Genomic DNA, 25,998 nt, shown 5'->3' on the forward strand with positions numbered 1-25,998 from the left:
CCTCAGATACGTTTCATAACCATGAACAGTGCGCACGCACCAGGCCTCGACGGGGCGGCGGAGTTCGACTTCCTGCGTGAGCTCGTTGCCATCGAGAGCCCGTCGCTCGATCGCGCGGCGAGCGAGCGGGTCGCCGCGCCGATCGCCGAACGGCTCTCCGCCGTCGGCGGGAGGGTGCGGCTCGCCCGCACCGAAGCGGGAACGAGCATCGTCGCCGACTTCGCCGGCCCAGGCCACCCGCTCCTCCTCGTCGGCCACACGGACACGGTGTGGCCCGTCGGCACCCTGGAATCCTCACTGCCGTGGTCACACGAGAACGGGATCATCCGCGGGCCGGGAACGTACGACATGAAGAGCGGCATCGTGGTGATCTGCGCGGCACTGCAGCGACTGGACGGCAACCCGAGCCGCGCCGTGCGTGTCGTCCTGAACTGCGACGAGGAGGTCGGCTCCCCCACCACCGGCGAGCTCATACGCGCGCAAGCCGCCGACGCCATGGCGGCGATCGGCTTCGAGTCCCCGCACCCCGACGGCGCCTTGAAGGTCGGCCGCCGAGGCAGCACCAGACTCGCTGTCCATGCGCACGGGCGCGCCGCGCACGCGGCATTGAACCCCGAACTCGGCGTCTCGGCGATCGACGAACTCATTGATCAGCTCGCCGGCATCCGCGAGATCACCGAAGACCCGCTCCTGCCTTCCGCCGTGCTCTGCAACGTCGGGGTGATCTCCGGTGGGACCCGTGCCAATGTCGTGCCTGAGTCGGCGCGCGCGGAGATCGGCCTTCGCTTCGTCGACAGCGAGACAGAGAGCCGTGTGCTCTCGGCGATTCGCGGGATCGTGCCCCGTCGCAGGAGTGCACGCATCGAGGTGGAGACCTTGAGCAGCAGGCCGGCCTGGCGGGCTTCAGCCGCCGACGCCGCACTTCTGGCGCAGCTCTCCGCAACCGCAGCGCTGCTCGGGCAGCGACTCGATGGCCGCCCGGCCGCCGGAGCCGGCGACACCAACATTCTGGGCAGTGTCGGAGTGCCGACCGTCGACGGCTTCGGTCCACTGGGCGGAGGGGCCCACGCCATCGACGAGCACATCGTCGCCGCATCGCTGCACCAGCGCATCGATCTCCTCTCCGCGGTCTTGGCGACACCACCGGTGCAACCCTGACGACATCTCCCCGAAACATCGCGACCGTATCTTACGCGGATACGTTACGCATCATCACCGCGTTTCAGCGCGGGTCTCCTAGCAGATCGCGTAACGATTCCAGCGTGGTTTCAAAGATACGAAACAAATCTATTGACCATTTCGGCTTATTGGGGTTGCATGGGGAAACCGACCCGAGCTCCACTTGTCTGAAGAGGTCGTCAAAGAAGGGATGCCAGTACATGCTCACACCTCTCCGCACACATCGGCTCCGCGCACTCGCAATCGGCGCCGCCGTTGCCTGCGCTGCGATCACGATCGCGCCGGCAACGGCCTTTGCCGCGACTCCGGTGCCTGAAGCGACGCAAGGCGCGGAGGCCTCGGCAACGACGTTCCGCATCGCGACGTCGGGATTCGTTGACAGCTTCAACCCGTTCATCTCGATCTACCTGCTGCCGACGAACTCGATCCGCTACATGTACGAGTCGCTCGTGCAGAACAGTGCAGAGGACGGCTCCCCGACCGAGGGTCTCGCCGCGTCGTGGGAGACCGACGAGGACGGCAGGCAGTGGACGTACACGCTGCACAAGGACATGAAGTGGTCGGACGGTGAGCCGATCACCTCCGCCGACATCAAGTACACCTACGAGCAGATGATGACCGTGCCGGAGCTCGGCACCGCCAACGGCAACCTCGTCTCCAACTTCGACTCTGTTGAGGCGCCGGACGACCTCACCCTCGTCATCAACCTCACCGAGCCCCAGGCGTCGAACCCTGGCTCAGAGATCCCCGTCGTGCCCAAGCACATCTGGGAGAAGATCGAAGACCCCGCAACCTACGCCAACGACAAGGATGTCGTCGGCTCCGGCTCCTTCGTGCTGAAGAGCTACAAGGCGAACGAGTCCATCGTGCTCGACGCCAACCCGAACTTCTGGCGCGGCGCACCGAAGATCGACAAGCTCCAGTACGTCTACTACACGAACTCAGACGCGCAGGTGCAGGCGCTGAAGGCCGGCGACGTCGACTTCGTCACATCGCTGACCCCGACCCAGTTCGCGGCACTCCAGAACGTCGACGGCGTGACCACCCACTCCGGAACCGGTCGTCGCTACCACTCGCTCTCCATCAACCCCGGCTTCCAGACCCGCGACGGTGTCGCATTCGGCACGGGCTCCGAGGCGCTGAAGGATGTCGCGGTTCGCCAGGCGCTCCGCCTCGGCACGGACACCAAGACCCTGCTCGACAACGTGCTGGAGGGTCAAGGTGTGCTCGCGACGAGCTTCATTCCCGCGTCCTTCCCGAAGTGGACGCTGGCGACGGACAACGCGGCCGTCGTCGGCTTCGACCCGGAGGCCGCTCAGGCAAAGCTCGAGGGGGCCGGCTGGACCGTCGGCGCAGACGGCATCCGCGAGAAGGCCGGCACGAAGCTGCAGCTGCGGCTGCTGATTGACGCCGAGGACACCACCGAACAATCGATCTCAGAGTATTTCGTGCCGTGGATGAAGAACATCGGTGTGGGCATTCAGGTCGAGTCGACCGACTCGGACACGCTGAGCGCCAAGGCGACGGCGGCCGACTATGACATGTACTTCAGCGGATGGTCGGTCAACCCCGACCCCGACTACCAGCTCGGCATCAACACCTGTTTCAACCTGCCGTCCGGTGCGGACGGCACCGGCGGCACCTCGCAGGATGGCTACTGCAACCCGGAGTTCGACGCGCTGTACAACCAGCAGCGCTCCGAGCTCGACGAGGGCAAGCGCCAGGCCATCGTGCAGGACATGCTCGCGATGAACTACACGGACACCGTGCAGGTCGCAACCTGGTACGCCAACGGCCTGGAGGCGTACCGTTCCGACCGTTTCGACGGCTTCACCCTGCAGCCGGCGAAGGGTGGCATCATCGCCAACCAAGCCGGGTACTGGGGCTTCCTCACCGTTGCCCCCGTCGAGGGTGGTGAGACCTCAACCGGTCAGAGCTCCAACATCGGTCTCTACATCGTCGGCAGTGTGGTCGTGCTCGTCGTGATCGGCGGCATCCTGTTCGCCCGCAACCGACGCAGGAAGCAAGCAGACGTCGAGTAGTCGAGCGGTGGTGCCGCGGCTCGTCTGGGCCGCGGCACCACCTTCCCCTAAGCAGTGAGGAACACATATGTCGAACGTGGTGCCGCCATCGACATCGGCCATCGCGACTGAGGCCAACGCGGAGGAACGCCCTCGCGACCTCTCCGCGATCCGCTACTACCTGACCAAACTGGGCGGAGCGGCGCTCAGCCTCGCCATGGTCATCGTGCTCGGCTTCTTCGCCTTCAAGATTCTCCCCGGCGACCCTGTCGCCTCGATCGCGCGCCAACGCCAGATGACATCGGAACAGATGGATCTGCTTCGCGAACAGTTCGGCTTGAACAAGCCACTCTGGCAACAGTTCATCGACTACCTCGGCAACGTCTTCACCCTCAACTTTGGCGAGAGTTACGTCTATAAGACCTCGGTCGCCAGCCTCATCAGCCAGTATTTCTGGCCGACGATCCTCCTCACCGGAACCGCGGCCATCCTGGCGATCGCGCTCGGTCTGTGGCTCGGCCAGAAGGCAGCGTGGAGACACGGCTCTGGTTTCGACAAGATGGTGTCCTCGACCTCGCTGGTGTTCTGGTCGGTGCCGACGTTCTGGCTCGGCCTCATCCTGCTGATGGTATTCGGCGGCACACTGCAGTGGTTCCCCACCGGCGGCATGCGCTCACCGAACCCGCCGAGCGATCCGCTCGGCGCCGCGGCGGACATCGCGTCGCACATGGTGCTTCCCGTCATCACCATGGTCGCCGTGGTCTACGCCCAGTACCTCATGGTGATGCGCAGCTCACTCATCGAAGAGATGAGCGCCGACTACCTCACCACAGCGCGCGCCAAGGGCCTCCGCGATGATCTGGTGCGACGCCGCCACGCGGTTCCCAATGCCCTGCTGCCGACCGTGACGTTGATCTTCATGCATCTCGGCGGCCTCATCGCCGGTGCGGTCACCGTTGAGACCATCTTCTCCTGGCCGGGCCTCGGCAAGCTGACCTACGAGGCGATCAGCGGACCGGACCTTCCCTTGTTGCAAGGCACCTTCGTGGTGTTCTCGGCGATCATCATCGTGATGAACCTCATCGCCGACCTCATTTATCGCCAGCTTGACCCGAGAGTGAGGCGCGCGTGACCACGACGCCCAGCACCACGCCCAGCCGCCAGCGCTCGCCGCGGCACTTCGCCTGGGCTCGCCGCCGAGCCGCGCTGCGCGACTTCAGGCAACAGTTCAGCCACCACCGCGCCGGCATGGTCGGCCTGAGCTTCCTGATGCTCGTCGCGCTGATCGCGATCCTGGCCCCGGTCATCGCACCGGCGCACATGCTCGACGTCACCACTCTCATCGGCACGGAGCGATTCGCTCCTCCGTCGCTGGAGCACCCGCTCGGAACAGACCACCTCGGCCGTGAAATCTGGGTCCGCATGGTCTGGGGTGCCCGCGTCTCGCTGCTCGTCGGCCTCGCCGCGACGGCGATGTCGATGCTCATCGGCGCGCTCGTCGGCATCGCGGCCGGTCACTTCACCGGGCTTCCCGGCAGCATCCTGATGCGCCTGATCGACTTCTTCCTGGTTCTGCCGTCGCTGATCCTCGCCATCGTGCTGTCGACGGTGCTCAGCCGCGGCGTACTCACCATCATCATCGCCATCGGCCTGACATCGTGGGCAGGCACGGCTCGGGTGGTGCGCTCGCAGACCCTCTCCGTCGAGTCCCGTGACTACATCGAGCGGTCCCGCGCTCTCGGCGCCGGGCACTGGCACATCATCGTGAAGCACCTCCTCCCCGGAGTGCTGCCTCTCGTCCTTGCCAACACCACGCTGACGGTCGGGTCCGCGATCATCGCCGAATCGACGCTGTCCTTCCTCGGCCTGGGTGATCCAACGGTGCAGTCGTGGGGCTCGATCCTGAAGAACTCGATGGACGTCTCGGCGGCGACCAGCGGCTACTGGTGGTATGTCCTCACCCCCGGCGTCGCCATCGTCCTGGTTGTACTGGCGTTCACCCTGATGGGCCGCGCGGTCGAGAACATCGTCAACCCCACGCTGAGGAGCCGTTGAGCCATGCCTGATCTGAAATTCGAGAACGTGTCGATCATGTACAAGACCTCTGGCCGCAACGGCCGTGGCGAGGTTCCCGCCGTGAAGTCGGTCACCCTCGAGCTGCCGGCGGGCGGCACCCTCGGCATCGCGGGCGAGTCGGGCTCCGGGAAGTCGACCCTCGCCATGAGCGCGCTGCGCCTGTTGCCCAGCAATGCCCGTCTCGACGGACGCGTGCTCGTCGGCGACACCGACGTGGCCGCGCTGAACTTCGGTCAGCTTCGGGCGCTGCGCTGGGCGCAGGCCTCCATCGTCTTCCAAGGTGCGATGCACTCGCTGAACCCGGTGCACACCGTCGGCGACCAGATCACAGAGGCACTGGTCATCCATGTCACAGACCGATGGAAGACGCAACAGGGCCGCGAGACGCGCGTGCGCGAGCTGCTCGACATCGTCGACCTCAGCCCGGAGAAGGCAAAGTCTTACCCGCACGAGCTCTCCGGCGGCCAGAAGCAGCGCGTCATGATCGCCATGGCGCTGGCCTGCGAGCCGGAGATCATCATCGCCGACGAGCCGACGACGGCACTCGACGTGATCGTGCAGAAACAGATCCTCGACATGATCTCCCGTCTCGTGACAGAGCGCGGCATCTCGCTTTTGATGATCAGCCATGACCTGTCGGTGCTGGCCACCGCCTGCGAACGCATCGCCATCATGCGCAACGGCGAGCTCGTCGAAGTGGGCGACGCGCGGATGATCTGCACAGAGCCGAACGATCCGTACACGCGCAAGCTCACCGACGCCTTTCCCACGATCGGCGACCCCGCGTCGCGGTTGCGGCCAGTGACCAGGCACGGCGCCGGCGCCGACGAACCGGGGATCTCGAAGCCGAGCGACGAAGTCTTGCTCTCCGCCCGGGGCGTGAACGTGACCTATCACGGTTCCGGGCAGTTCCGCGCGGTGCGCGATGTGGACCTCGAGGTACGGCGCGGCGAGATCGTGGCACTCGTCGGCCAATCCGGTTCGGGAAAGACCAGCCTCGCCCGAGCGCTGATGGGCCTGCAGCCGACCGATCCGGGGAGCAGCATCACCTTCGGCGGGCAACCGCTGCCCACCAAGGGCAAGGCACTGAAGGCGTTCCGCCGCCGGATTCAACTGGTGCTGCAGGACCCATCCGCCGCGCTGAACCCGAAACTCACCGTCTACGAGTCGGTGGCCGAAGGACTGCGGGTGCAGGGCATGCCGGGAGACGAGCGCGAGCGCGTCGCGCAGAGCCTGATGGATGCCGAACTCTCACCGCCGGAGAACTACTTCGGTGCGATCCCCCAAGAACTCTCGGGCGGGCAACGCCAGCGCGTTGTCATCGCGGGGGCGCTCGCGCTGCACCCGGAAATGATCATCGCCGACGAACCGGTCGCGTCGCTCGATGCCTCGGTGCGCGGTGAGATCCTCGGTCTGCTGCTCTCTCTGAAACAGCGCTTGGGGCTCTCTGCGCTGGTGATCACCCACGACCTCGGCCTGGCCTGGAACATCGCCGACCGGGTCGCCGTGATGTACCGGGGCGAGATTGTGGAGCAGGGCTCGACAGAATCCGTGCTGCTCGATCCGCAGCACCCCTATACCCGCACGCTGCTTGCCGCAGCCCCGAGCGTCAAGGACTACGCCGCGTGAGCGCGCACCGCACCAGCTATCTCACCACCGCCCCCCTCGTGGCCGGCGACACCGTCGCCATCATCGCCCCCTCCGGACCGTGCACGCGGGCCGGGCTGCGGCGCGCTGTCGGCTACTACGAGTCGTGGGGCCTCAAAGTCGTCGTCGGCGAGCACGTGCTCGACCGGCACTCGCGCTCTCGCCACCTCGCCGGAGAGGACGACGCGCGACGGGCCGACCTGGTTGCCGCCTGGACCAACCCGGACGTGGATGCGGTGGCCTGCGTGCGCGGCGGCTACGGCGCAATGCGCCTGCTCGACGGCATCGATTGGGGCGCGATGCAGGACGGCATGCTGCGTCGCGACGGCCGCCCGACGCTGCTCACCGGCTCCTCCGACATCACCGCGCTGCACGAGGCGTTCCGGGTGCAGCTCGACGTGGCCGGCCTGTTCTGCCCGATGCCGAGCAATGATGTCTTCCGCGAATCTGAGTTCGTCAGGGCCGACGTGCACCGTTGGCTATTCGAGCCGTGGGCCGGGCGGGACCTGATCGGACCCAAGACCGAGGTCTTGGTTCCCGGCAGCACCGCCGGCCGGTTCAGCGGCGGCAATCTGAGCCTCGTTGCCGCGGCGCTCGGCGCGGCGGAGGCCGCGCAGAACCCCGGCGGCATCCTCTTCCTGGAGGACATCGATGAAGAGGTCTACCGGCTCGACAATCTGCTGGTGCAGTTGCAGCGGGCCGGGCGGCTCTCGAGCTCCTCCGGCATTGTGCTCGGATCGTGGCTCCACTGCGGTGATGCGGATGAGATCCAAGACCTCCTGGCCGAGTACCTCGGCGATCTCGACGTGCCCGTGCTCTGGGAGCAGGGTTTCGGGCATGACCCGCACGCGCTCAGTGTTCCGATGAACATCGACGGCGTGCTCGACGCGAGCGGCCAGACACCGCGGCTGACCGTCTCGGGGCCGGCGTGATGAGCGAGTACTGGACGCTGCCGACGCTCGATGACCGTGCGATCTGGAGCGTGCGAGTGCTCGACGCCGCGAGCGGCGCGCCCCTGCTCGAGCACAACCAGGACACCCAGTGTGAGACGGCCAGCATCGGCAAGATCTTCCTGCTCATCGAGGTCGCGCGGCGCATTGAGGACGGCACCCTGCAGCTCGGCCAACGGGTCCAGGTTCCGGCCGAGTTCGCCGTCGCCGACTCCGGCATCCTGTATCGGATGCGCGATCAGCTGCTCTGCGTCGATGACTTGGCGCTGCTCGTCGGTGCGTTCAGCGACAACCTCGCCACCAACACCCTGCTGCATCTGTGCGGTCTCGAGACGGTGCGCATGGTGGCGCCGGGGCTCGGGTACCGGCACACCGCACTGCACGACTATCTGCGCGACGAACGCACGCCGGATCTGCCGTGGACGCCATCGTTCGGCACCGCCCGCGAACTGGCCGATGTGATGCTCAGGCTGGCTGCCGGTGACGTGCACTCCCCCGCGGTCAGCGCGCGGGTGCTCGATTGGCTCGCCGCGAACGCGGACACCTCGCTGCTCGCCGACTCGTTCCTGGTCGACCCGCTCGCCCATGTCGACGCCGATTATCAAGGCATCGTGCTGCGGCACAAGACGGGGTCGACCAATTTCGCGCGGATCGATGTCGGCCATGTGTCCGGACCGGCGGGGTCCGTTGCCTATGCGGTCGCGGCGAACTGGAAGAATCAGTCGGCCGATCTGCGCGCCCCCGTGATCGATGCGATGCGCGCCATCGGAGAACAGATCCGCGGCCACATCACCGGCCGGCCTCGAGAGGAATGACTCAGATGACCCCGCGCTTCTACTCCGAGCACGACACGCAGTGGTCGGTGCTCGCCGTCGACATCGACTCCGGAGAGGAACTCGTCCGGCTGGACGCCGAGCGCGTGCTCGACACCGCCAGCGTCGGCAAGATCTTCCTGCTGCACCGTCTGCTCAGCGAGGCCGACGCGGGGACCCGCTCGCTCGAGGAGCAGGTCACGCGCCGTCCCGTCGAGTGGATGGACAATTCCGGCCTCTGGTACCTGCTGCAGGCGGACACCCTGTCGCTCTATGACGCGGCCGCCCTCGTCGGCGCGGTGAGCGACAATGCCGCCACCAACACGCTCTGCCGCGTGATCGGCCTCCCCGTTGTGCAGGAGCACACGCGCGCGCTCGGCTACACCGAGTCGGCGCTCGACGATGTTGTGCGCTGGCCGCTGCCGCCCGGTGCCCCGCGGACGCTCTCGCACGCCAACGCGGAGGAGCTGGTGCGCTTCGTGCAGCGCACCGCCCGCGCCGAAGACCTCTCGCCGGCTTCCGCGGACACCCTGCAACGCTGGCTCGGTGCCGGCATGGACCTCTCCATGACGGCATCCGCCTTCGGCCTGGACCCGCTCGCCCACTACTACTTCGACCGCGACATCTGGCTCTGGAACAAGACCGGCACGATCTCCACCGTGCGCGCGGATGTCGGCCTGGTGATGAGTGGCGAACGGCGCATCGCCTACGCCGTCCTGGCGAATTGGCGCTCGGGCGCGGATGCCCGCGATGGCGTGCTCGCCTCGATGCGCGAGGTCGGCGAGGTCATCCGCGCGGCCCTGCGCGGCTGAGCCTGTAGCGTCACGCGGAACATCCGCCGCCCCGCCAGAGCGGGGCGGCGGATGTTCCGTTTAAGCGAGCGCACCCATCGGGTCCCACGGGTCGAGCACGATCGGAACGTGCGTGAGCGCCGCGCGCAGCTCGGCCGGGAGCCGGTCCTTGCGCACGACGACCTCGAAGACGTACTCATCGAACCAGGAGTCGTCCATCGTGCAGAAGCCCTTGTCGAACTTCTCTGTTCCCCAGCTGTTCTCGACCCGCCAGCGCCGGGGCGCACCGTCCACGAGATCGACACCGGTGAAGAGCATCGCGTGCGTCATCGCCGAGTCGCCGTAGCGGACACGCTCCTCTTTCGTCGTGCTGAGATCGACTCCGTAGACCGCCGAGTAGTCGATCAGGTCGGCGGCCCAGATGCCCTGGGACGCTTCCATCTGCGGGTCGACGTCGCAGCCGAACCAGACCGGCTCCCCCGCCACGATGGCCTGCGCCGCGATGCGCTTCATCGTGTCGGCGTCGGTGTTCAGGTACAGCACCGGGTCGCCACCGACGACGTTGCCGAGATGCGCAACCGTGAGCGCGCGCCCCTTCGGGTGCTCCGCCCGAGGATCATCGACCAGGCAGACGTAGTCGCCCAGTGCGATCTCGGTGTACTCGTCGAGAAACTCGCGCGGGGTGAGCGTGCCGCCGTCGTGGAAGGCGCCGTCGTCGTCGTTCCACCGCCAGTCGAAGCTCTGCGGTGGCACCCCGAGATGGATGGTCAGAACCCGGTGGGTGTCGCGCAGGATCGCCTGCTTGAGCTCGTCGAGAGCTCCGTCGTGCGCCCCAGCGGCGGCGGCGTCGCGCAGCCGCCTGGCGCCCTTGCGCAACAGGGTGCGCAGCGAGGCGTTCATCCTGGACGTGTTCGATGACGACTCCGTCTCCGGCATCAGTGATTTCGGCACGACACCGTGCTTCTCGAACACCGCGACCTCCATGTTCCACTGGCCGCCGTCGTCGAGCACGTTGCCGAGCAGGAACATCGGAATCCGCTCGTCGGCGGCAGAGCCGGCGACGGCGATCATGTCCTCGAGGAAGAAGTTGGCGCGCTCGAGCTTGTCCCAGTACATGGCGTGGTTCTGGCTGAACTCGAAGTTCTTCACGCCGAGCTTCTTCCTGGCATCCGCGCGCAGGAGGTTGAGCGCGGCGAACAACCAGCACCGGCCCGACCGCTTCTGGTCGGCTGCATCCCAGTTGTCCAGCCGGTTCGACATACTCAGCTGCACGCCGAGCAACCGCCCCCGATCGACGGCGACCTCGTCGACCGAGGTGCGCGTCACGGCATTCATCGCGAGCCTCGCTGCGGCGTCCCCCGCGAAATCCGCGTGCAGGGCGCGCAACCAATCCGGCGTGAGAGTCCCCCTAATACGCTTCGTATCTTCAGTGATAGTCATAGATGAAGCCTATTTATCAGGAGCGAGAAGCACCAGATACAAAACGTATCTATTGAACGCCGCCCCGGCGTAGACGCGCGACGACCTGGTCAATCGGGATTCCCCTGGCGGTGCGGCCCTGGAAGCCCTGCCGCGTCTCGGCCTGCAGGATCGAGTTCAACAGCGCCTCCTCCGTCGCTTCCATCGTGGCCAGGAACGCAGCAGAGAGCAGCCCGTCGTCTGGGGCCCGGTCGTCGCCGACCGAGAAGGCGATCGCGTAGTCACCGCTGCCCTCGGCGTAGTCGGAGCCGGTTGCCCGGAGCGCGAAGATCGCCCTGTTCGCGATCCGACCGAGCTGACGGGCGTCAAGCGGGGCGTCAGTGGCGACCACGATCATGCACGAGTTCCCGACGCCGACGGCCGGCTCCTCGGCGAGCAGGTCGCTGGCCGGCATCGAGACGCCGTCGATGCGCAGCGTGCCGGAATAGTTGCTCTGCACGATCACGCCGAGCGTGTACTGCGCTTCGCCGATCGAGACGACCCGGGATGACGTGCCGATTCCGCCCTTGTAGCCCAGGGCCACCGTGCCGGCACCCGCACCGACACCGCCCTCAGCCACCGGGCCGGACGCGGCGGATTGGAGCGCCGCCCGCACCATCTCGTCACTGACGGGGCGACTGCGGATGTCGGAGAGGTAGCCGTCGTTGGTCTCGCCGACGACCGGGTTCAGCGTCGTGGTCGTCTCGTGGCCGGGCTGCTCGAGCAGATAGCCGAGCAGCGCATCCGCGGCCTTGAAGGCCGAGAGCGTGCTGGTGAGCAGCACCGGCGTCTCGATCACGCCGAGTTCCTGCAACTGTGTTGCGCCGATCAGCTTGCCGTAGCCGTTGCCGACGGCCAGCCCGGCCGGCAGCCTGCGTCGCGAGGCCGTCAGGGCGTCGGGCACGATCGCGGTGACACCCGTGCTCAGGGTGTCGGTGAGAAGCGTGCAGTGGCCGATGCGCACCCCGGGCACATCGGTGATCGCGTTGCCCGGCCCGCGCGGCGCCGAGCCGGACGGGACGCCCAGATCACCGAGCCTCGGTCGCGTTGTTGCGGCGGGTCGCGTTGTTGGTGCGTCTGGGCGCGCCGCGCCGAGCAGTTCGCTGTCGCTCATGTCTTGGTCCTTGGGTGTGCGCGTCTGACCGGTGGTCAGCGGTTCGAGGCGTAGACGACGTCGCCGTCAACGATGGTGGCCGCAGCGGAGATGGTGGCGAGGGCCGCAGGGTCGACGGCGTGCGGGTCAGCGTCGAGAGCAACGAAGTCGGCGAAGTTTCCGGCCGCGATACGGCCGGTCACGGTCTCGAGGCCTGCGGCATACGCCGCCCCGGCGGAATAGAGTCCGAGCGCCTCATCCACGCCGAGCCGTTCGTCCGGCTCGAATCCCCCGACGGGTTCGGATGCCCGGTTCTGCCGTGTCACCGCGGCATGCACGCCGTACATCGGGTTCGCGGGCTCGATCGGCGCGTCGGATCCGAAGGCAACGCGCGCGCCTGAATTGAGCAGGGAACGCCAGGCGTAGTTGGCCAGCGCACGGTCGCCGAGGCGGCGCCGAGCGAGCCGGAAGTCGGTCGTGCAGTGCGTCGGCTGCAGGGAGGCGACAACGCCCAGCTCGGCGAAGCGCGCAATGTCGTCGCGGGCGATGTGCTGGGCATGCTCGATCCGGTTGCGCAGCCCCGCCGCCCGCGTGATGGCGACGGCCGCGGCATAGGCATCCAACACGTTCCGATTCGCCCTGTCGCCGATCGCGTGGGTGGCGACGGCGATCCCCCTGGAGTTCGCCCGCACGACCAGGGCCGCGAGCTCCTCGACGGGGAGCACCTCGACACCGTGATTGCCGGGATCATCGGCGAAGTCGCTGAGCATGTGGGCACTGTGTGAGCCCAATGCCCCATCGGAGAAGAGCTTGACCGGTCCGGTCGTGATCCATCGATCGCCGCTGCCCGTTCGCCAGCCCTCGTCGATGGCACGGTCGAGGTCCTCGTGCGGGATTCCCTTGTGCACCCGCAGCTTGAGGCGGCCCGCAGCACGCATCGACTCGAAAGAGAGTCGCGTCGACTCGCCGTCGAGATCGGTCAGGTGCGTGAGCCCCATCGCCAGTAGTCGCTCCTGGGCACGCTCAAGCAGCGCGGGGAGCGCATCATTCAGCTCGCGTTCGGCGAGTTCGATCACGGCATCTGCGGCGCTCTCGCGAAGCACCCCGCTGGGTTCGCGACCGTCGGCGTCGCGCAGAATGAGCCCACCGGCCGGGTCGGGGCTGGCGGCGTCGATACCGACCCGACGCAGGCCCAGGCTGTTCACCCAGATCGAGTGCCCGTCGAGGCTGGACAGCGCGACGGGGCGATCTGCGCACACCCGATCGAGGTCGTGTCTGCTCGGCAGGCCGCCCGGCCAGCCGTTGGCATCCCAGTACCCACCGGAGACCCAGCCGGTGCCCGGGCGCTCGGTGAGGTAGCCGCGGAGGGTGTCGAGCGCTTCCTGCTTGTGCCGCGCAGCGCGCAGGTCGACCGCGTCCATGTCACGGGCAACGCTCCCGGTATGGATGTGCGCGTCGTGGAACCCCGCGACGATGGCGGCGCCCGGCAAGGCGACCTCCCGCGCTGACGGTGCCGCGTCGCGGAGCGCTCGCCGCTCGCCGACGGCGGTGATCGTGCCCCGCTTCACGAGGATCGCGTCCGCGCGTTGTGCCCCCGGCGCGGTGCCCGGTAGGAGAATCCGGGGGTGGGTGTACAGCGTTGTGACCATTAGCTTTCCTCACGCTCCGCACCGGCATCCATGCACTAGAAGCAACACTAGGGCGGAGGCAACTCAATGCTCAACGGCGTTCGCGCCGGATGCGTCGGGGTGAGCGCAAGCGATGCTTATGTTGTCGCGATTCCCGTGCCGGGCGGGCGGGCGGGCCGCGACGACCTGCAGGCCGCCTGCCCGGGGGAAGAGGCGTGGGAAGAGCCGCCACCAGCGCAGCCGCACCGCGCGCCGGAGGAGATCTTCCGGCGCGCCTCACCCGATTTGTCTCAGCCCGGCGGCACGGGGCCGAGCGCGACCGCCAGCATCGCGAGCACTCCCCCGACGATGAAGATCAAAGTGCCCAGCTGCATGGTGCGCGTCTTGTTGCGGTTCGCTGTGGCCACGCTGACCTCGAGGATCGGGCAGCCAGACCAGCCCAGCAGCCCCAGGCTGAGCGCGACCAGCGCAGCGCCGGACCACCACAGCGCGGCGAGCCCCGCCGGCAGCACCGCCGGCCGCCAGCCCGACGCGAACAGCGTGCCCGTCGATACCGCGGACGCCCCGATCGCGACCGAGAACCAGACGGTTCCCGTGCGCATGATCCGTTGGACGTTTTCGCTGGCCCCCATCAGTTCTGCAGACTCACCCGACATGGTTTCCCGGCTTTCTTGCGCACACCCCAATCCGCGAAAACTACCACCAACCCCCGGGAACTGGATCAATGCGAACGGATGCCTCCGCCTGCCTTCGGCCGCTCGAACGCACGGAGGAGATCGCCGCAGTGGCGTGCGCCCCGTACAGGGCAGTACCGTTCTGGCTGAACCCACAGAAAGAGGAGCCACCCATGGCATCGAGCGCCACCCCGAGCATCCGGCCACTCGCCCCCGCCGATGAGGCCCGCTGGCGGGTGCTGTTCCGCGCCTACCGCGAGTTCTACGAACTGCCGGAATCCGAGGATGTCGTCTCGCGGGTGTGGGGCTGGCTGATGGATGCCAGCCACGAGTGCAACGCGCTCGTCGCCGAGGCAGACGGGGCAATCGCAGGGTTTGCGCACTACCGGCGCTTCTCCACGCCCTACACGGGCACGACGGGGATTTACCTCGACGACCTCTTCACCGACCCGGCCGCGCGGGGTCGCGGCGTCGGCCGGGCGCTGATCGGGCGGCTCACCGAGATGGCCGCCGTGGAGGGCCACGAGGTGGTGGAGTGGGCGACCGCAGCCGACAACCACCAGGCCCAGGCCCTCTACGACACACTGGCCACCCGCACCAGCTGGGTGACGTACGAGGCCGAGCCGACCATCATCTAGGGTGGCGGGATGAGTGCATACGAAGTAATGGAAATGGGCGGGCTCGACGCGTGGGCCGAGTTCACCGGCGGCGTCGCGCCCGGCAAGCGGTTCGTCGAGAAGGAGCTGCCGCTGGAGTTCATCGGCATGTCGGCCACGGCCGCAGAGCCCGGCCAGCAGGCGCCGTTCTGGCACACGCACGAGAAGGTGGAGGAGCTCTACGTGTTCCTTGCCGGCCGCGGCCAGATGGGGTTGAACGACGACATCATCGACGTGCAGGCCGGAACCACCGTCCGCGTGCCGCAGGGCACGTGGAGCACGTGGCGCTGCCTGCCCGACAGCCCGGAGGCGCTGCGTTGGCTCTGCATCCGCGCCGGCGGCGCCGCGCTGGCCGAGATCGGCCGCGACGGCGTGCTCGACCGCGAACGCCCGATGCCCTGGGCCGAGTAGGCACTTTCCCGGTCTGCTCCAGCGAGCGGTGCGCCCCGGCGTTCCTCAGGTGCGCGGCGCGTCGTCAACGTCGAGGGCGACCTCGATCTCGTCGCCCGCGCCCCTGCCGGTGGCGGCCCGCGTCTCGGCGTTGAACGAGATGAGGAATCGACCGCCCCTCGACGCGATCGAGCTGCGGTAGGAGTAGTCGCCGTCGATGGTGACGACGACGGGCACGCGTTTGCCGCGTCCGAAGCCGAGAACGATCTCCTCGGGCACGACGATGCCAACGTTGTTGCCGCCGGTCGACATCAGTGTTGTTCGAAAGCTGACCACGGTTGCTCCTCTCCGAATGCCGATCGGGTGCGCTCGGCAGCTCAGACTATGCCTCCGCGCGAGTCTCCAGGGCAGATGTCAGCGTGCGGATGCCGAAACTGAACGCCTCGTCGACGTCGCCACCGAGATTGAAGGCGCCGGCAAGCTCCATGCTGATGAACCCGTTGGCCCACGCCGTCACGGTGCGCGCGGCGTCGAGTGCATGAGCCGGGCCCGCGAGTGCGCCGGCCGCCTCCAGGATCGGCGCGCTCGACGCGACGATCGTGTCGTGCGCCGGCCGTCTGCCGGCGGGGCCGGGCGCGAAGATGAGGTGGAAGCCGGCCGGGAACCGATGTGCGAAGGCGCGGAACGCCACGGCGAGCGCGGCGACGCGCGCGGCGGCATCCGCCGGCTCGGCCGCGGCCAGGCGCAAATGGGCGCCGAGGTCAGTGATGGTGGCCTCGGCGATCAGTCGCACGAGCTCGTCGCGGTTGCGGATGCGCTTGTACAGCGACGGGGCTTTGACGCCCACTCGGCTGGCGACCGCCTGCATGGTCAGGCCGGCAAGCCCGTCTGCCTCCAAGATCTCGCGCCCGACGGCGAGGATCGCTTCGCGTGATGTGCGTTCCGGTGTTGGCATTGTGCTCCCGCGGCTCGACGTTGTGTGCATGACCGAACATGATGGCTATTGACCATAGCCATGATGGCTATGTATCGTAGCCATGGTAGCAACGAGGAAGGATTCGGACAATGCAACTCGCACCAGGGCTCCGCCGTGTCGGCAACGACATCGTGGCGTTCCACCTCATCGAGACACCCGCCGGCATCACCATGATCGATGCCGGACTCCCCGGCCATTGGGCCGATCTGCGTGCCGAGCTCGAAGACATGGGTCGCGACATCCGTGACATCCGCGGCGTCGTGCTCACTCACGGCGACAGCGACCACATCGGCATCGCGGAACGCCTGCGCCGTGACCACGGAATCCCCGTCTATGTGCACGCGGCCGATGCCGCGCGAGCGCGCGGGGAGGCAACCTCGCATGCCGCGGGCGGGCCCAAACGTTTCGGTGCCGTTCTCGGCTTCGGCGCGTACGCGCTCCGCAAGGGCGGCATGAAGAGCACGCACCTGACGTCGGTAATGGAGATGCAGGGCGGCGAGACGCTGCCCCTCCCCGGCTCGCCCCAGATCATCGGTATGCCGGGGCACTCACCGGGCAGTGTCGCGGTCTTCGTCCCCAGCGTCGACACGGTCTTCGTCGGGGATGCGCTCACTACCCGCAATGTGCTGACCGGGGTGACGGGCCCGCAGCCGGCACCCTTCACCGACGACCCGGGCGAGGCGCTGCGCTCGCTCGACGCTCTCGCGGAGCTGCCCGCACACCGTGTCGTGCCCGGCCATGGCCCGGCCTGGTCCGGCTCGATGGCCGACGCCGTCGCCCAGATCCGCGCCTGAGCCGGGGAAGGGTCGGGGCCGGAGCCTGCCGGGACCACAAACGGCCGGCATCCGGTACACGGATGCCGGCCGCTCCCCAGCTCAACGAGCGTGGTGCCTGGGTCGCCCGTTCAAGGGATACGGGCGCCGGGCGGTCAGATGCTGGGTGGTCAGATGCCGGCCGGTCAGATGTAGTAGCCGCCGTAGTAGATGCCGATGCTCTCGCGGTACTGCGGGTCGGTCATGGCGATGCCCTCGACCAGCTCCGGAGAATCTTTGATCTGCTCCTTGGTGAGGTCGACGTACACCACCTTCTCGGCGTCATCGATGCGCTCGACGGTTCCGGCCGGCAGCACAACCTTGCGGCCGAAGATCCAGGGGCCGGTGTCGACGACGATGCTGGCGGCCCCGACCGCGTCGCTGGCCTCATCAATCTTGCCGATGTGGCCATCTGTGGCGTGCACCTTGTAACCGACGATGCCGGCGGAGTCCGGCGTGCGTCCTGTCGAATCCCGATAAGACCAGGGGTCCCATGTGTTGGACATGTCCGTTCCTTTCTTCGTGACGGTCTGTGTACTTTTCAACCCTGCCGCACGGTGGACGATGACCACAGGGGGTTGTGAATGACGAACCGGCCTGTTATCACGGGCGCGCGGCGTGAAATCCGCGCCCTGAGGGAATGGCCCGGCCCGCGCCCGCTCGTTGGCCGACGCGGTTGGCCAGGTCCGCGCCTGAACAGGCGGGAGCTCAGTCGGGAGCTCAGACAGGGTCAGGCGCGATTCAGCCGCGCGCACTAGCCTTCCGGCATGACCACCACCCGCCTGCAACACCACCGGATCCAGCCCGGCCCCGGCCAGGAATCCGTCTGGGACTATCCCCGGCCACCGCGCGTCGAACGGGTGGACCAGCGCGTCACCGTCGAGGTCGACGGGCAGCGTGTCGTCGACACCACCGACGTGGTGCGCGTCCTGGAGACCAGCCATCCGCCGGTCTACTACCTGCCGCGCGGCGCGTTCGCACCGGGCGTGCTGCAGCCGGCACGTGGCCGCACGCACTGCGAGTTCAAGGGCGAAGCACGCTACCTCTCGGTGGGCAGCGCGGCCGGTGCGGCGTGGTATTACCCGGCACCTGCACCCGGCTATGAGGCGCTGGCCGACCGGATTGCGGTGTACCCGGGCGCCATGGAGCGCTGCACTGTGGATGGGGAGACCGTCACCGCCCAGGCCGGCGATTTCTACGGCGGCTGGATCACCTCCCGCGTCGTCGGCCCGTTCAAAGGGGAAGCCGGAACGTGGGGCTGGTGAATCGCGCGCCCCTGCGGTGAACAGCCGGGCGCGCAGGTAGCGACAGTGTGGCAGGTAGCGACAGTGCTGGCAGGTAACCACAGTGCCTCCCGGGGCGGGATGCCGCGGCCTATCGTTGAGGAATGGGAGACGTGCGCAGTGACATCCGGGAGTTCTTGAGTTCGCGGCGCGCCCGGATCTCGCCGGAGCAAGCAGGCCTTCCCGCGTACGGCGGCAACCGGCGCGTCCCCGGGCTGCGCCGGGAGGAGGTCGCGATGCTCAGCGGAGTCTCGGTCGACTACTACGTGCGTCTGGAACGCGGCAACCTCGCCGGCGCATCGGAGAGCGTACTGGACGCGCTCGCCAGCACCCTGCAGCTCGACGAGGCGGAGCGGGAGTACCTGTTCGACTTGGCCCGGGCGTCGGGCCCCAGCCGCCGGGCGGCGCGCAAGCCCGCGAGCGCCGTGCGCCCGGCGGTGCAGCAGGTGCTGGAGGCGATGGCGGACGCTCCGGCGTGGGTGCGCAACGGGCGCCACGACATCCTGGCCGCGAACCGCATGGGCCGGGCGCTCTACTCGCCCGTGTTCCAAGACACGCGCCGGCCGGTGAACACCACCCGGTTCATCTATTTGAACCCGGCGGCCCGCGCCTTCTGGCGCGACTACGATCAGGTGGCCAAGGACGCCGCCTCGATGCTGCGGCTGGAGGCGGGGCGCAACCCGCACGACGCCGAGCTGATCCGGCTCGTCGGGGAGCTGTCGACGCAGAGCGAGTTGTTCCGCGAGCGCTGGGCGTCGCGCGATGTCGTGTTCCACCGCAGCGGCCTGAAGCGCCTGCACCACCCGATCGTCGGTAACCTCGACCTGAACTACGAGTCGATGGAGCTGCCCAGCGAGCCCGGCCTCGTGATGAACGTGTACACCGCGCCGGCGGGGTCGCCGACCGCGGATGCCCTCCGCCTGCTGGCGTCCTGGGCCGCCTCGCAAGACGGCGAGAACGTCGCGGCGGAGGCAGCCCAGCGGTCGTAGCCCTGCGCCGGCTCCCTAGCCCAGCGGCATCACCCGCAGGGTGGTCTCGAGCACATCGCTGCCCGTGATCGCGGCGATGGGGGCCGGGCCGTAGCGGTCGTACTTCTGGTGCAGCGCGCGGTCCAGGTGCTCCCGCACCGAGGGGTCGGCCAGCTCGAACGTGACATCCCGCTCGACGCCGCCGGCGCTGATCCGCCCCTGTCCGGCGTGCAGCGCGCGGCGGAACCAGCCGTTTTGCGTGCCGTGCGCCGACCTGAGGTAGAGGGCATCACCCAGCGCGCTGTGCCAGATCGTCGTGTAGGGCCGTAGCGACCCGTCTGCACGCGCCGATGTCACGCGCAGCTCGGCGCTGGCGTCGATTCGGCTGAGTTCGTCTGCCGTCCACTGTGCCATGTCGTTCTCCTAGCTGGTCGGGTTCGTGGTCGGGTATTCGTTGTCGCGGAGCTTGGCGCCCCACACCGTTTCTGGTTCGCTGCCGCCCGCCGGCGCCTCCCAGAGGGCGAGGTGGCACATGAAGTTGTCGGGGGTCGCGCCGTGCCAGTGCCACTCCCCGCTGGCGTGTGCACGGTGTCCCCCGGGTGCAGCTCGATCAGCTCCCCGCCGCGCGACTGAACGTAGCCGAGCCCCTCAGTCACGTGCAGGGTCTGGCCGACCGCATGCGTGTGCCAGGCCGTGTGCGCTCCGGGAGTGAAGCGCACCAGGTTGAGCCGAGCGCGCGAGGGTTCCTCGCCGGCGTAATAGGCGTTGAAGTACACGTCACCGGTGAACCACTCCGCCGGCCCCTTGACGGTGGGCAGCTTTGCTTGCATCTGGGTGCTCATGAGGGTGCTCCTTCTCCGGCGAGCGCCGGGCTGGGGTGGGTCTGGGTTGTCACTGGCGGGCCGGTCTCGACCGACCCGACATCCATCAAACGCCCTGCGGCCGTTCCGCGGGAGTCCCTGCCGTATCGGGTACTCGCAGACCCTCCCAGAATCCGGGCGTCCGGCGTAGCGTCGAGCCCATGACTGTTCCGAACCTGATCTTGAACAATGGCGTCGACATGCCCGCACTGGGCTTCGGCGTCTTCCAGACTCCTCCGGCCGAGACGACGGATTCCGTGACGGAGGCGCTGAAGGTCGGCTACCGGCACATCGACACCGCGGCCGCCTACCTCAACGAGCGCGAGGTCGGGCAGGCCATCGCCGCCTCGGGAATCCCCCGCGATGAGTTGTTCCTCGAGACCAAGGTGTGGATCAGCGACTACGGCTTCGACGAGACGCTGCACGCCTTCGACAAGTCGGCCGGCAAGCTCGGCGTCGAGCAGCTCGACCTGCTCATCCTGCATCAGGCACTGCCGGGCGACTTTGCCAAGACGCTCGAGGCCTACCGGGGGCTTGAGCGGCTGTACGCCGACGGCAAGGTGCGGGCGATCGGCGTCAGCAACTTCATGCCCGACCACCTCGACCAGCTGCTCGCCGTCGCCACCGTGACACCCGCGGTGAACCAGATCGAGGTGCATCCCTACTTTCAGCAGAAGGGGCTGCTCAGCTACGACGCCGAGCACGGCATCCTGAACCAGGCGTGGTCACCCATCGGCGGCATCACGTTCTACCGCCCCGGCGTGATCGGCTCGACGCTGGAGGACGAGGTGATCGGGCAGATCGCGACCGCCCACGGCAAGACGCCCGCCCAGGTGATGCTGCGCTGGCACCTGCAGGAGGGCCGCTCCGCCATCCCGAAGTCGGTGAGGCCGGAGCGGATCGCGGAGAACTTCGACGTGTTCGACTTCGAGCTCACGGCCGACGAGCTCGCGCGGATCGACGCGCTGGATACCGGAATCCGCGGCGGCCCCGAGCCCGAGAGGATCACCCTCGAGGCATTCGGCCGCCCGATCCCCGAGGCCTAATCCTGCCGCGCGGATGCCGCTCCGGCGTCATCCGGGTAAATGAGCACGAATCGCGTGAGGGCGTGGCCAGGCTCCGGCAGTCGCTCCCGCTCCGAATCGCTGGCACACCACATGCCCGGCATGCTCGTTTCAGAGATGATCACCTCAAGCCGGTTCCCCGCGCTCTCAGCCGTCAAGACGAGCCCACCGTCGGGCTCTTCAGAGGGGTTGCCGTCCTCATCCAGCCGCGGCTCAAGGGCGAATCCGGCGTCGGCCGCTGTCTCTTTCATCACCCGCAGCGCCTGAGCCCGGCCGTCGAACTCATGGAACGCCTCGTACCAGGGCGTGGTATTGTCGGGGCCTTGGCCGCCGTCGCCGTCGTCACAGATCGGATCGCCTCCGCCGCGCGCGATGGCGGCGCCGATGGCCTTCCCCTGCTCTTCGGCCGCGTTGGGCGCGAGGGCCGCGATGACGATCACGACGATGATCACCACGATGCCCAGGGCAATGGCGCCGCCTATGATGATGAGTGGCACCAGCACGGCGGCCTGGAGAGCGACGCGAACGCGGTTCCTCATCGGCGCACCGCCGTGTCGGCTCCGCCGGCCATCTTCCCGGCGCCTGAACGCGCGACCCTGAGCCCCAATACTCTCCCCACAACGACGCGCCAGTCGACCGGCCGAGCGCGCGGTGCGATGACCAGAGGGTGCCACAGGTTAGGCGCCGATCGCCACCCCCATTCCGAGTGCGCCGGGTCGGCCCGATCCACGTGCCGGCGGCAACGGCATCCGCCACGCCCTCCAGACATTCCCTGATATCTTGATATCGAGATAGGTTCGCCATACGCAACGCCAAGGAGCTGCCCACGATGACCAAGATCGTCTACACCTACACCGATGAGGCGCCGATGCTGGCGACACACTCGTTCTTCCCCGTCATCAGCGCCTTCGCCGGCACCGCGGGTGTCGAGCTCGAAACGCGTGACATCTCCCTCGCCGGCCGCATCCTGGCCGCGTTCCCCGAGAAGCTGAGCGCCGAGCAGCAGGTCGGCGATGCACTCGCCGAGCTGGGCGCGCTCGCCACCACGCCCGAGGCGAACATCATCAAGCTGCCGAACATCTCGGCGTCGCTGCCGCAGCTGAAGGCCGCAATCTCGGAGCTGCAGGCCAAGGGCTACGACATTCCGGATCACCCCGACGCCCCCGCGACGGATGCCGACAAGGACGTGCGCGCGCGCTACGACAAGATCAAGGGATCCGCGGTGAACCCGGTGCTTCGTGAGGGCAACTCCGACCGTCGCGCGCCGCTCTCGGTCAAGGAGTACGTGCGCAAGAACCCGCACCGCATGGGGGCGTGGGCAGCCGACTCCAAGACCAACGTCGCCACCATGGGACACGACGACTTCTTCTCCAACGAGAAGTCGGTTGTCATCGCCGACGACGACGTGCTGCGCATCGAGCACGTGAACGCGGCCGGCGAAGTCACCACCCTGCACCCCGGCGTGAAGGTGCTGCCGGGTGAGGTCATCGACGCCACATTCCTCAACGTCGCCAAGCTGCACGAGTTCCTCGCCGAGGCGATCGAGCGCGCCCGCGCCGAAGACGTGCTGTTCTCCGTGCACCTCAAGGCCACCATGATGAAGGTCTCCGACCCGATCATCTTCGGTCACGTCGTCCGCGCCTTCTTCCCGGCCGTGTTCGAGCAGTACGGCGCAGAGCTCCAGGCCGCGGGACTCACCCCCAACAACGGCCTCGGCAGCATCCTCGACGGGCTGGATGCCCTCGAGAACGGCGCCGAGATCCGCGCCGCGTTCGAGCAGGGGCTGAAGGACGGCCCGCGCCTGGCCATGGTCAACTCCGACAAGGGCATCACCAACCTGCACGTGCCGAGCGACGTGATCGTCGACGCCTCGATGCCGGCCATGATCCGCAGCTCCGGGCACATGTGGGGCGTCGACGGCGCCGAGCACGACACCATCGCCGTCATCCCCGACTCCAGCTACGCCGGCATCTACCAGGCCGTGATCGACGACTGCCGCGCCAACGGCGCGTACGACCCGACCACCATGGGCACCGTGCCGAACGTCGGCCTCATGGCACAGAAGGCCGAGGAGTACGGCTCGCACGACAAGACGTTCGAGCTCAGCGAGGCGGGCACCGTGCGCGTCGTCAACCAGGCAGGCGAGGCCCTGCTGGAGCACGCCGTGCAGGCCGGTGACATCTGGCGCGCCTGCCAGACCAAGGATGTCGCCATCCGCGACTGGGTGAAGCTCGCCGTCAACCGCGCCCGCGCGACCGGCACGCCCACCGTGTTCTGGCTCGACGAGAACCGCGCCCACGACGCCAACCTCATCGCCAAGGTCAACGCCTACCTGCCCGAGCACGACACGGCCGGCCTCGACATTCGGGTGCTCGCACCCGCCGCGGCCACCACGCTCTCGGTCGAGCGCATCCGTCGCGGCGAGGACACCATCTCGGTGACCGGCAACGTGCTGCGCGACTACAACACCGACCTGTTCCCGATTCTGGAGCTCGGCACCAGCGCCAAGATGCTCTCAATCGTGCCGCTGCTCAACGGCGGCGGTCTCTTCGAGACCGGCGCGGGCGGATCGGCCCCGAAGCACGTGCAGCAGCTCGTGGAGGAGAACTACCTGCGCTGGGACAGCCTGGGTGAGTTCCTCGCGCTGGCCGCCAGCTTCGAGCACTTCGCCGACGCCAACGACAACGCCAAGGCCCGTGTGCTCGGTGCGACCCTCGACCGCGCCACCGGCACCTTCCTGCTCGAGAACAAGTCGCCCGGCCGTGCCCTCGGCACGATCGACAACCGCGGCTCGCACTTCTTCCTCACCCTGTTCTGGGCCGAGGAGCTGGCCAAGCAGACAGAGGACGCCGAGCTGGCCGCCGCGTTCGCGCCCCTGGCCGCGACGCTCCGTGCCAACGAGCAGACCATCGTCGACGAGCTGATCGCCGTGCAGGGATCGCCCGTCGACATCGGCGGCTACTTCAAGGTCGACGAGGCCAAGACCGACGCGGTCATGCGCCCGTCGACGACCTTCGCCGAGGCGCTCGCCTCGCTGTAACGCGACACCCAGAGGGGCCCGGACGGCGTGTGCCGTGCGGGCCCCTCTGTCGTGCGCCCGCTTACGGAGTCGGCGGTGCCTGCCCGATGCTCAACCAGCCGTCGGGGGAATGCACCGTCATGCCGGAGCCACGGCCGCCCTCGCCACCCTCCGCCTTCAGCGCGTTGAGCTGGCGCTCGATGTCGGCGCGCGACGCCAGCTCGGAGAGTTGGCGCTCGATGTCGGCGTCGGGTGCCGCCGTCAGGTCCTGGAGGGCGCCGCTGGCGAGCAAGTCGCCGGTCGCCTGCGCGCGGGCCTGCATCTGCGTGACGCGATCGCGCGCGCGGTCAAGGCCGGCTCCGACGTCGTTCATGTTCGCGCCGATGCCAGCGACCGACTCATTCGCCCGCACCTGCGCCTCGGAGGCACTGTACGTGGCCTTCAGGGTCTCCTTCTCAACGCGGAAGGCGGCGATCTGCTCGGCCAGCCGGCGCTCCCGCTCCTGCAGCTGGGAGGTCTGCGCCTGCAGCGAGGCGTGCTGCTCCTGCAGCTTCGCCACCTGGCCCTCCAGCGAGGCGCGGCGTTGCAGCGCGGCGCGGGCGAGGTCCTCGCGTCCCTGCGCCATGGCTTCGGTGGCCTGCTCCCCCAGACGGCGGTGGCGCGCCCCCATCTCCTCGCCCTGCAGCTCGATGCGCTTCTTCGCCGTTGCGACCTCGGCGACGGCCCCCCGCACCTCGTGCAGCAGCTTCACCTGCTGCTCGTAGCTATCGTCGAGGGCGTCGCGCGGATCCTCCATCCGGGTGAGCGCTTTGGATGTCTTGGTGCGGAAGATCGTACGCATCCGCGCGGTGTTGTCGCTCATTGCTGGACTCCTTTGGGCCGTGTGTTGTCGTTGGGCGGGTACGGGTGGCGGTGCTGCCGCCGCGGTCGAGGCTGTTGAGGTTGGCCAGTTCCACCAGTCCCGCGTGCAGGGAGGCCACCTCCAGGTCGAGTTCGGCGTGCAGCGCCGAGAGCGCGTCTCCCGTGGGGTCGCCAAGGCCGGAGGCCACGGATGCCCGCAGCTCACGGATCATGTCGGAGATCTGGTCGACCGCCAGGCTCGCGGCGGGCAGCGCATCGGCCAGCGCGCCGGCATCCGTCTCGCTCTCCATGAGTTGCAACTGCGCCCGCAGGGTGGCGCCCTCGGCCTCGATGCGCCGGAACAGCCGGGGAAGATCGCCGCGCCGGCCGTTGCTGCGCACGGCGAGGTCGATCGCGGCGCGACCGCTGTCGAGTGCGTCGTCGAGTTGCAGCTCGAGGGCGAGCACCTGGCGGCGCGGCCCCCGGCTGAATTGGGCGCGGCTCTTCAAGACCGCGCTGTTCACCGTGTGGCTGCGCCGCACGCGGCGATAGAGCGCCCGCACGATCAGCACCACGGTGAGCACCGAGGCGGCGGCGATGGCCGCGAGTGAGATCAGGATCCAGAACACGACGTCCATGGCTGACGCCTCCCGTTCCGAGCCACGTGTTTCGAGTCCATGAGGCACACCTCCGTACTGTCTTCGCCGCGGCTTCGGCGCCGCAAACGCGATATATCTCAACTTACGCGTGCGGAGGGGTCACGGGAAGGAGTCTCGACAGATCCTCAGCGATTGTCGCGGG

Annotated in this window: 27 protein-coding genes; 15 read left to right on the plus strand and 12 right to left on the minus strand. The window is 68.1% G+C overall.

The window, feature by feature from the left end:
* The first annotated feature begins 21 nt into the window (after positions 1-21).
* The 8 genes from AWU67_RS08240 to AWU67_RS08275 all read left to right on the plus strand — a co-directional run bounded on the left by AWU67_RS08240 (position 22) and on the right by AWU67_RS08275 (position 9,497).
* Positions 22-1,158: a M20/M25/M40 family metallo-hydrolase gene (locus AWU67_RS08240; RefSeq protein WP_067227779.1), complete on the plus strand. Its 1,137-nt coding sequence runs from the start codon at positions 22-24 to the stop codon at positions 1,156-1,158.
* 221 nt (positions 1,159-1,379) lie between these two features.
* Entirely contained in the window at positions 1,380-3,221 is a 1,842-nt protein-coding gene (locus AWU67_RS08245; protein WP_067227782.1) for an ABC transporter substrate-binding protein, read from the plus strand.
* Positions 3,222-3,288: 67 nt separating this feature from the next.
* Positions 3,289-4,332 carry an ABC transporter permease gene (locus AWU67_RS08250; protein WP_067227785.1) on the plus strand — a complete coding sequence of 348 codons (1,044 nt, stop codon included), beginning with the start codon at positions 3,289-3,291 and terminating at the stop codon, positions 4,330-4,332.
* On the plus strand, positions 4,329-5,255 hold the full coding sequence (locus AWU67_RS08255; protein ID WP_082716852.1) for an ABC transporter permease: 927 nt from the start codon (positions 4,329-4,331) through the stop codon (positions 5,253-5,255). The genes AWU67_RS08250 and AWU67_RS08255 overlap by 4 nt, the downstream gene beginning before the upstream one ends.
* 3 nt (positions 5,256-5,258) lie before the next feature.
* Complete coding sequence (locus AWU67_RS08260) at positions 5,259-6,905, plus strand: ATP-binding cassette domain-containing protein (RefSeq protein ID WP_067227788.1); 1,647 nt, start codon at positions 5,259-5,261, stop codon at positions 6,903-6,905.
* Positions 6,902-7,855 (plus strand): S66 peptidase family protein, encoded by a 954-nt coding sequence (locus AWU67_RS08265; RefSeq protein WP_067227791.1) that lies wholly within the window; start codon positions 6,902-6,904, stop codon positions 7,853-7,855. Before AWU67_RS08260 ends, AWU67_RS08265 begins: the two co-directional genes overlap by 4 nt.
* Positions 7,856-7,911: 56 nt before the next feature.
* The gene (locus AWU67_RS08270; protein ID WP_234407399.1) at positions 7,912-8,688 is read left to right on the plus strand and encodes a serine hydrolase; all 777 of its coding nucleotides are present in this window, start codon (positions 7,912-7,914) and stop codon (positions 8,686-8,688) included.
* Between the two features lie 5 nt (positions 8,689-8,693).
* Complete coding sequence (locus tag AWU67_RS08275) at positions 8,694-9,497, plus strand: serine hydrolase (protein ID WP_234407400.1); 804 nt, start codon at positions 8,694-8,696, stop codon at positions 9,495-9,497.
* 60 nt (positions 9,498-9,557) lie between these two features.
* Here the strand turns inward: AWU67_RS08275 and AWU67_RS08280 are convergent, their stop codons facing one another.
* The 4 genes from AWU67_RS08280 to AWU67_RS08295 form a co-directional block, all read right to left on the minus strand.
* The gene (locus AWU67_RS08280; protein ID WP_067227798.1) at positions 9,558-10,916 is read right to left on the minus strand and encodes an aminopeptidase C; all 1,359 of its coding nucleotides are present in this window, start codon (positions 10,914-10,916) and stop codon (positions 9,558-9,560) included.
* Positions 10,917-10,965: 49 nt separating this feature from the next.
* Positions 10,966-12,048 (minus strand): P1 family peptidase, encoded by a 1,083-nt coding sequence (locus AWU67_RS08285; protein ID WP_082716853.1) that lies wholly within the window; start codon positions 12,046-12,048, stop codon positions 10,966-10,968.
* A gap of 35 nt (positions 12,049-12,083) precedes the next feature.
* The gene (locus AWU67_RS08290; RefSeq protein ID WP_067227800.1) at positions 12,084-13,676 is read right to left on the minus strand and encodes an amidohydrolase; all 1,593 of its coding nucleotides are present in this window, start codon (positions 13,674-13,676) and stop codon (positions 12,084-12,086) included.
* Between the two features lie 269 nt (positions 13,677-13,945).
* The gene (locus tag AWU67_RS08295; RefSeq protein WP_129586666.1) at positions 13,946-14,257 is read right to left on the minus strand and encodes a hypothetical protein; all 312 of its coding nucleotides are present in this window, start codon (positions 14,255-14,257) and stop codon (positions 13,946-13,948) included.
* A 245-nt stretch (positions 14,258-14,502) separates the two neighbouring features.
* Here AWU67_RS08295 and AWU67_RS08300 point away from each other — a divergent pair, with 245 nt between their 5' ends.
* Both AWU67_RS08300 and AWU67_RS08305 read left to right on the plus strand, forming a co-directional pair.
* Complete coding sequence (locus AWU67_RS08300) at positions 14,503-14,967, plus strand: GNAT family N-acetyltransferase (protein WP_067227804.1); 465 nt, start codon at positions 14,503-14,505, stop codon at positions 14,965-14,967.
* Between the two features lie 9 nt (positions 14,968-14,976).
* A complete protein-coding gene (locus tag AWU67_RS08305; RefSeq protein ID WP_067227807.1) occupies positions 14,977-15,396 on the plus strand; it encodes a cupin domain-containing protein in 420 nt (139 codons plus the stop codon).
* 45 nt (positions 15,397-15,441) lie between these two features.
* On the opposite strand, the gene AWU67_RS08310 is transcribed toward AWU67_RS08305, so the two are convergent.
* Positions 15,442-15,711, minus strand: a complete 270-nt coding sequence (locus AWU67_RS08310; RefSeq protein ID WP_199922363.1) for a DUF1905 domain-containing protein — start codon at positions 15,709-15,711, stop codon at positions 15,442-15,444.
* A 46-nt stretch (positions 15,712-15,757) separates the two neighbouring features.
* Positions 15,758-16,330 (minus strand): TetR/AcrR family transcriptional regulator, encoded by a 573-nt coding sequence (locus tag AWU67_RS08315; RefSeq protein ID WP_067227809.1) that lies wholly within the window; start codon positions 16,328-16,330, stop codon positions 15,758-15,760.
* A gap of 110 nt (positions 16,331-16,440) precedes the next feature.
* On the opposite strand from AWU67_RS08315, the gene AWU67_RS08320 reads away from it, so the two are divergent.
* Positions 16,441-17,145 carry an MBL fold metallo-hydrolase gene (locus AWU67_RS08320; RefSeq protein WP_067227811.1) on the plus strand — a complete coding sequence of 235 codons (705 nt, stop codon included), beginning with the start codon at positions 16,441-16,443 and terminating at the stop codon, positions 17,143-17,145.
* A 164-nt stretch (positions 17,146-17,309) separates the two neighbouring features.
* On the opposite strand, the gene AWU67_RS08325 is transcribed toward AWU67_RS08320, so the two are convergent.
* Positions 17,310-17,669, minus strand: a complete 360-nt coding sequence (locus tag AWU67_RS08325; protein ID WP_067227813.1) for a PRC domain containing protein — start codon at positions 17,667-17,669, stop codon at positions 17,310-17,312.
* A gap of 261 nt (positions 17,670-17,930) precedes the next feature.
* Here AWU67_RS08325 and AWU67_RS08330 point away from each other — a divergent pair, with 261 nt between their 5' ends.
* Positions 17,931-18,428: a DUF427 domain-containing protein gene (locus AWU67_RS08330; RefSeq protein WP_067227815.1), complete on the plus strand. Its 498-nt coding sequence runs from the start codon at positions 17,931-17,933 to the stop codon at positions 18,426-18,428.
* A gap of 122 nt (positions 18,429-18,550) precedes the next feature.
* Entirely contained in the window at positions 18,551-19,435 is an 885-nt protein-coding gene (locus tag AWU67_RS08335) for a helix-turn-helix transcriptional regulator (protein WP_067227817.1), read from the plus strand.
* 15 nt (positions 19,436-19,450) lie between these two features.
* Here AWU67_RS08335 and AWU67_RS08340 read toward each other — a convergent pair whose 3' ends face one another.
* On the minus strand, positions 19,451-19,828 hold the full coding sequence (locus AWU67_RS08340) for a DUF2255 family protein (RefSeq protein WP_067227820.1): 378 nt from the start codon (positions 19,826-19,828) through the stop codon (positions 19,451-19,453).
* Positions 19,768-20,256 (minus strand): cupin domain-containing protein, encoded by a 489-nt coding sequence (locus AWU67_RS16940; RefSeq protein ID WP_335339039.1) that lies wholly within the window; start codon positions 20,254-20,256, stop codon positions 19,768-19,770. Before AWU67_RS16940 ends, AWU67_RS08340 begins: the two co-directional genes overlap by 61 nt.
* Before the next feature lie 179 nt (positions 20,257-20,435).
* On the opposite strand from AWU67_RS16940, the gene AWU67_RS08345 reads away from it, so the two are divergent.
* Entirely contained in the window at positions 20,436-21,320 is an 885-nt protein-coding gene (locus AWU67_RS08345) for an aldo/keto reductase (RefSeq protein WP_067227821.1), read from the plus strand.
* Here AWU67_RS08345 and AWU67_RS08350 read toward each other — a convergent pair.
* Entirely contained in the window at positions 21,317-21,877 is a 561-nt protein-coding gene (locus AWU67_RS08350; RefSeq protein WP_067227823.1) for a hypothetical protein, read from the minus strand. The genes AWU67_RS08345 and AWU67_RS08350 overlap by 4 nt on opposite strands.
* A 290-nt stretch (positions 21,878-22,167) precedes the next feature.
* Between AWU67_RS08350 and AWU67_RS08355 the strand changes: the two genes are divergently transcribed.
* Positions 22,168-24,378 (plus strand): NADP-dependent isocitrate dehydrogenase, encoded by a 2,211-nt coding sequence (locus AWU67_RS08355; RefSeq protein ID WP_067227825.1) that lies wholly within the window; start codon positions 22,168-22,170, stop codon positions 24,376-24,378.
* A gap of 61 nt (positions 24,379-24,439) precedes the next feature.
* On the opposite strand, the gene AWU67_RS08360 is transcribed toward AWU67_RS08355, so the two are convergent.
* A complete protein-coding gene (locus AWU67_RS08360) occupies positions 24,440-25,219 on the minus strand; it encodes a PspA/IM30 family protein (protein WP_082716856.1) in 780 nt (259 codons plus the stop codon).
* A complete protein-coding gene (locus tag AWU67_RS08365; protein ID WP_067227830.1) occupies positions 25,122-25,835 on the minus strand; it encodes a hypothetical protein in 714 nt (237 codons plus the stop codon). The genes AWU67_RS08360 and AWU67_RS08365 overlap by 98 nt, the downstream gene beginning before the upstream one ends.
* Positions 25,836-25,998: the final 163 nt, after the last annotated feature.

The sequence above is a fragment of the Microterricola viridarii genome (genome assembly GCF_001542775.1).
GTDB lineage: Bacteria > Actinomycetota > Actinomycetes > Actinomycetales > Microbacteriaceae > Microterricola > Microterricola viridarii_A.

Coding starts and splice junctions, on each gene's coding strand:
- AWU67_RS08320 (WP_067227811.1), top strand. CDS start 16,441: ATGCAACTCGCACCAGGGCTCCGCCGTGTCGGCAACGACATCGTGGCG.
- AWU67_RS08365 (WP_067227830.1), bottom strand. CDS start 25,835: ATGGACGTCGTGTTCTGGATCCTGATCTCACTCGCGGCCATCGCCGCC.
- AWU67_RS16940 (WP_335339039.1), bottom strand. CDS start 20,256: ATGAGCACCCAGATGCAAGCAAAGCTGCCCACCGTCAAGGGGCCGGCG.
- AWU67_RS08330 (WP_067227815.1), top strand. CDS start 17,931: ATGACCACCACCCGCCTGCAACACCACCGGATCCAGCCCGGCCCCGGC.
- AWU67_RS08260 (WP_067227788.1), top strand. CDS start 5,259: ATGCCTGATCTGAAATTCGAGAACGTGTCGATCATGTACAAGACCTCT.
- AWU67_RS08305 (WP_067227807.1), top strand. CDS start 14,977: ATGAGTGCATACGAAGTAATGGAAATGGGCGGGCTCGACGCGTGGGCC.
- AWU67_RS08300 (WP_067227804.1), top strand. CDS start 14,503: ATGGCATCGAGCGCCACCCCGAGCATCCGGCCACTCGCCCCCGCCGAT.
- AWU67_RS08360 (WP_082716856.1), bottom strand. CDS start 25,219: ATGAGCGACAACACCGCGCGGATGCGTACGATCTTCCGCACCAAGACA.
- AWU67_RS08245 (WP_067227782.1), top strand. CDS start 1,380: ATGCTCACACCTCTCCGCACACATCGGCTCCGCGCACTCGCAATCGGC.
- AWU67_RS08325 (WP_067227813.1), bottom strand. CDS start 17,669: ATGTCCAACACATGGGACCCCTGGTCTTATCGGGATTCGACAGGACGC.
- AWU67_RS08290 (WP_067227800.1), bottom strand. CDS start 13,676: ATGGTCACAACGCTGTACACCCACCCCCGGATTCTCCTACCGGGCACC.
- AWU67_RS08315 (WP_067227809.1), bottom strand. CDS start 16,330: ATGCCAACACCGGAACGCACATCACGCGAAGCGATCCTCGCCGTCGGG.
- AWU67_RS08340 (WP_067227820.1), bottom strand. CDS start 19,828: ATGGCACAGTGGACGGCAGACGAACTCAGCCGAATCGACGCCAGCGCC.
- AWU67_RS08280 (WP_067227798.1), bottom strand. CDS start 10,916: ATGACTATCACTGAAGATACGAAGCGTATTAGGGGGACTCTCACGCCG.
- AWU67_RS08285 (WP_082716853.1), bottom strand. CDS start 12,048: ATGAGCGACAGCGAACTGCTCGGCGCGGCGCGCCCAGACGCACCAACA.
- AWU67_RS08240 (WP_067227779.1), top strand. CDS start 22: ATGAACAGTGCGCACGCACCAGGCCTCGACGGGGCGGCGGAGTTCGAC.
- AWU67_RS08295 (WP_129586666.1), bottom strand. CDS start 14,257: ATGCGCACGGGAACCGTCTGGTTCTCGGTCGCGATCGGGGCGTCCGCG.
- AWU67_RS08345 (WP_067227821.1), top strand. CDS start 20,436: ATGACTGTTCCGAACCTGATCTTGAACAATGGCGTCGACATGCCCGCA.
- AWU67_RS08335 (WP_067227817.1), top strand. CDS start 18,551: ATGGGAGACGTGCGCAGTGACATCCGGGAGTTCTTGAGTTCGCGGCGC.
- AWU67_RS08350 (WP_067227823.1), bottom strand. CDS start 21,877: ATGAGGAACCGCGTTCGCGTCGCTCTCCAGGCCGCCGTGCTGGTGCCA.
- AWU67_RS08275 (WP_234407400.1), top strand. CDS start 8,694: ATGACCCCGCGCTTCTACTCCGAGCACGACACGCAGTGGTCGGTGCTC.
- AWU67_RS08250 (WP_067227785.1), top strand. CDS start 3,289: ATGTCGAACGTGGTGCCGCCATCGACATCGGCCATCGCGACTGAGGCC.
- AWU67_RS08355 (WP_067227825.1), top strand. CDS start 22,168: ATGACCAAGATCGTCTACACCTACACCGATGAGGCGCCGATGCTGGCG.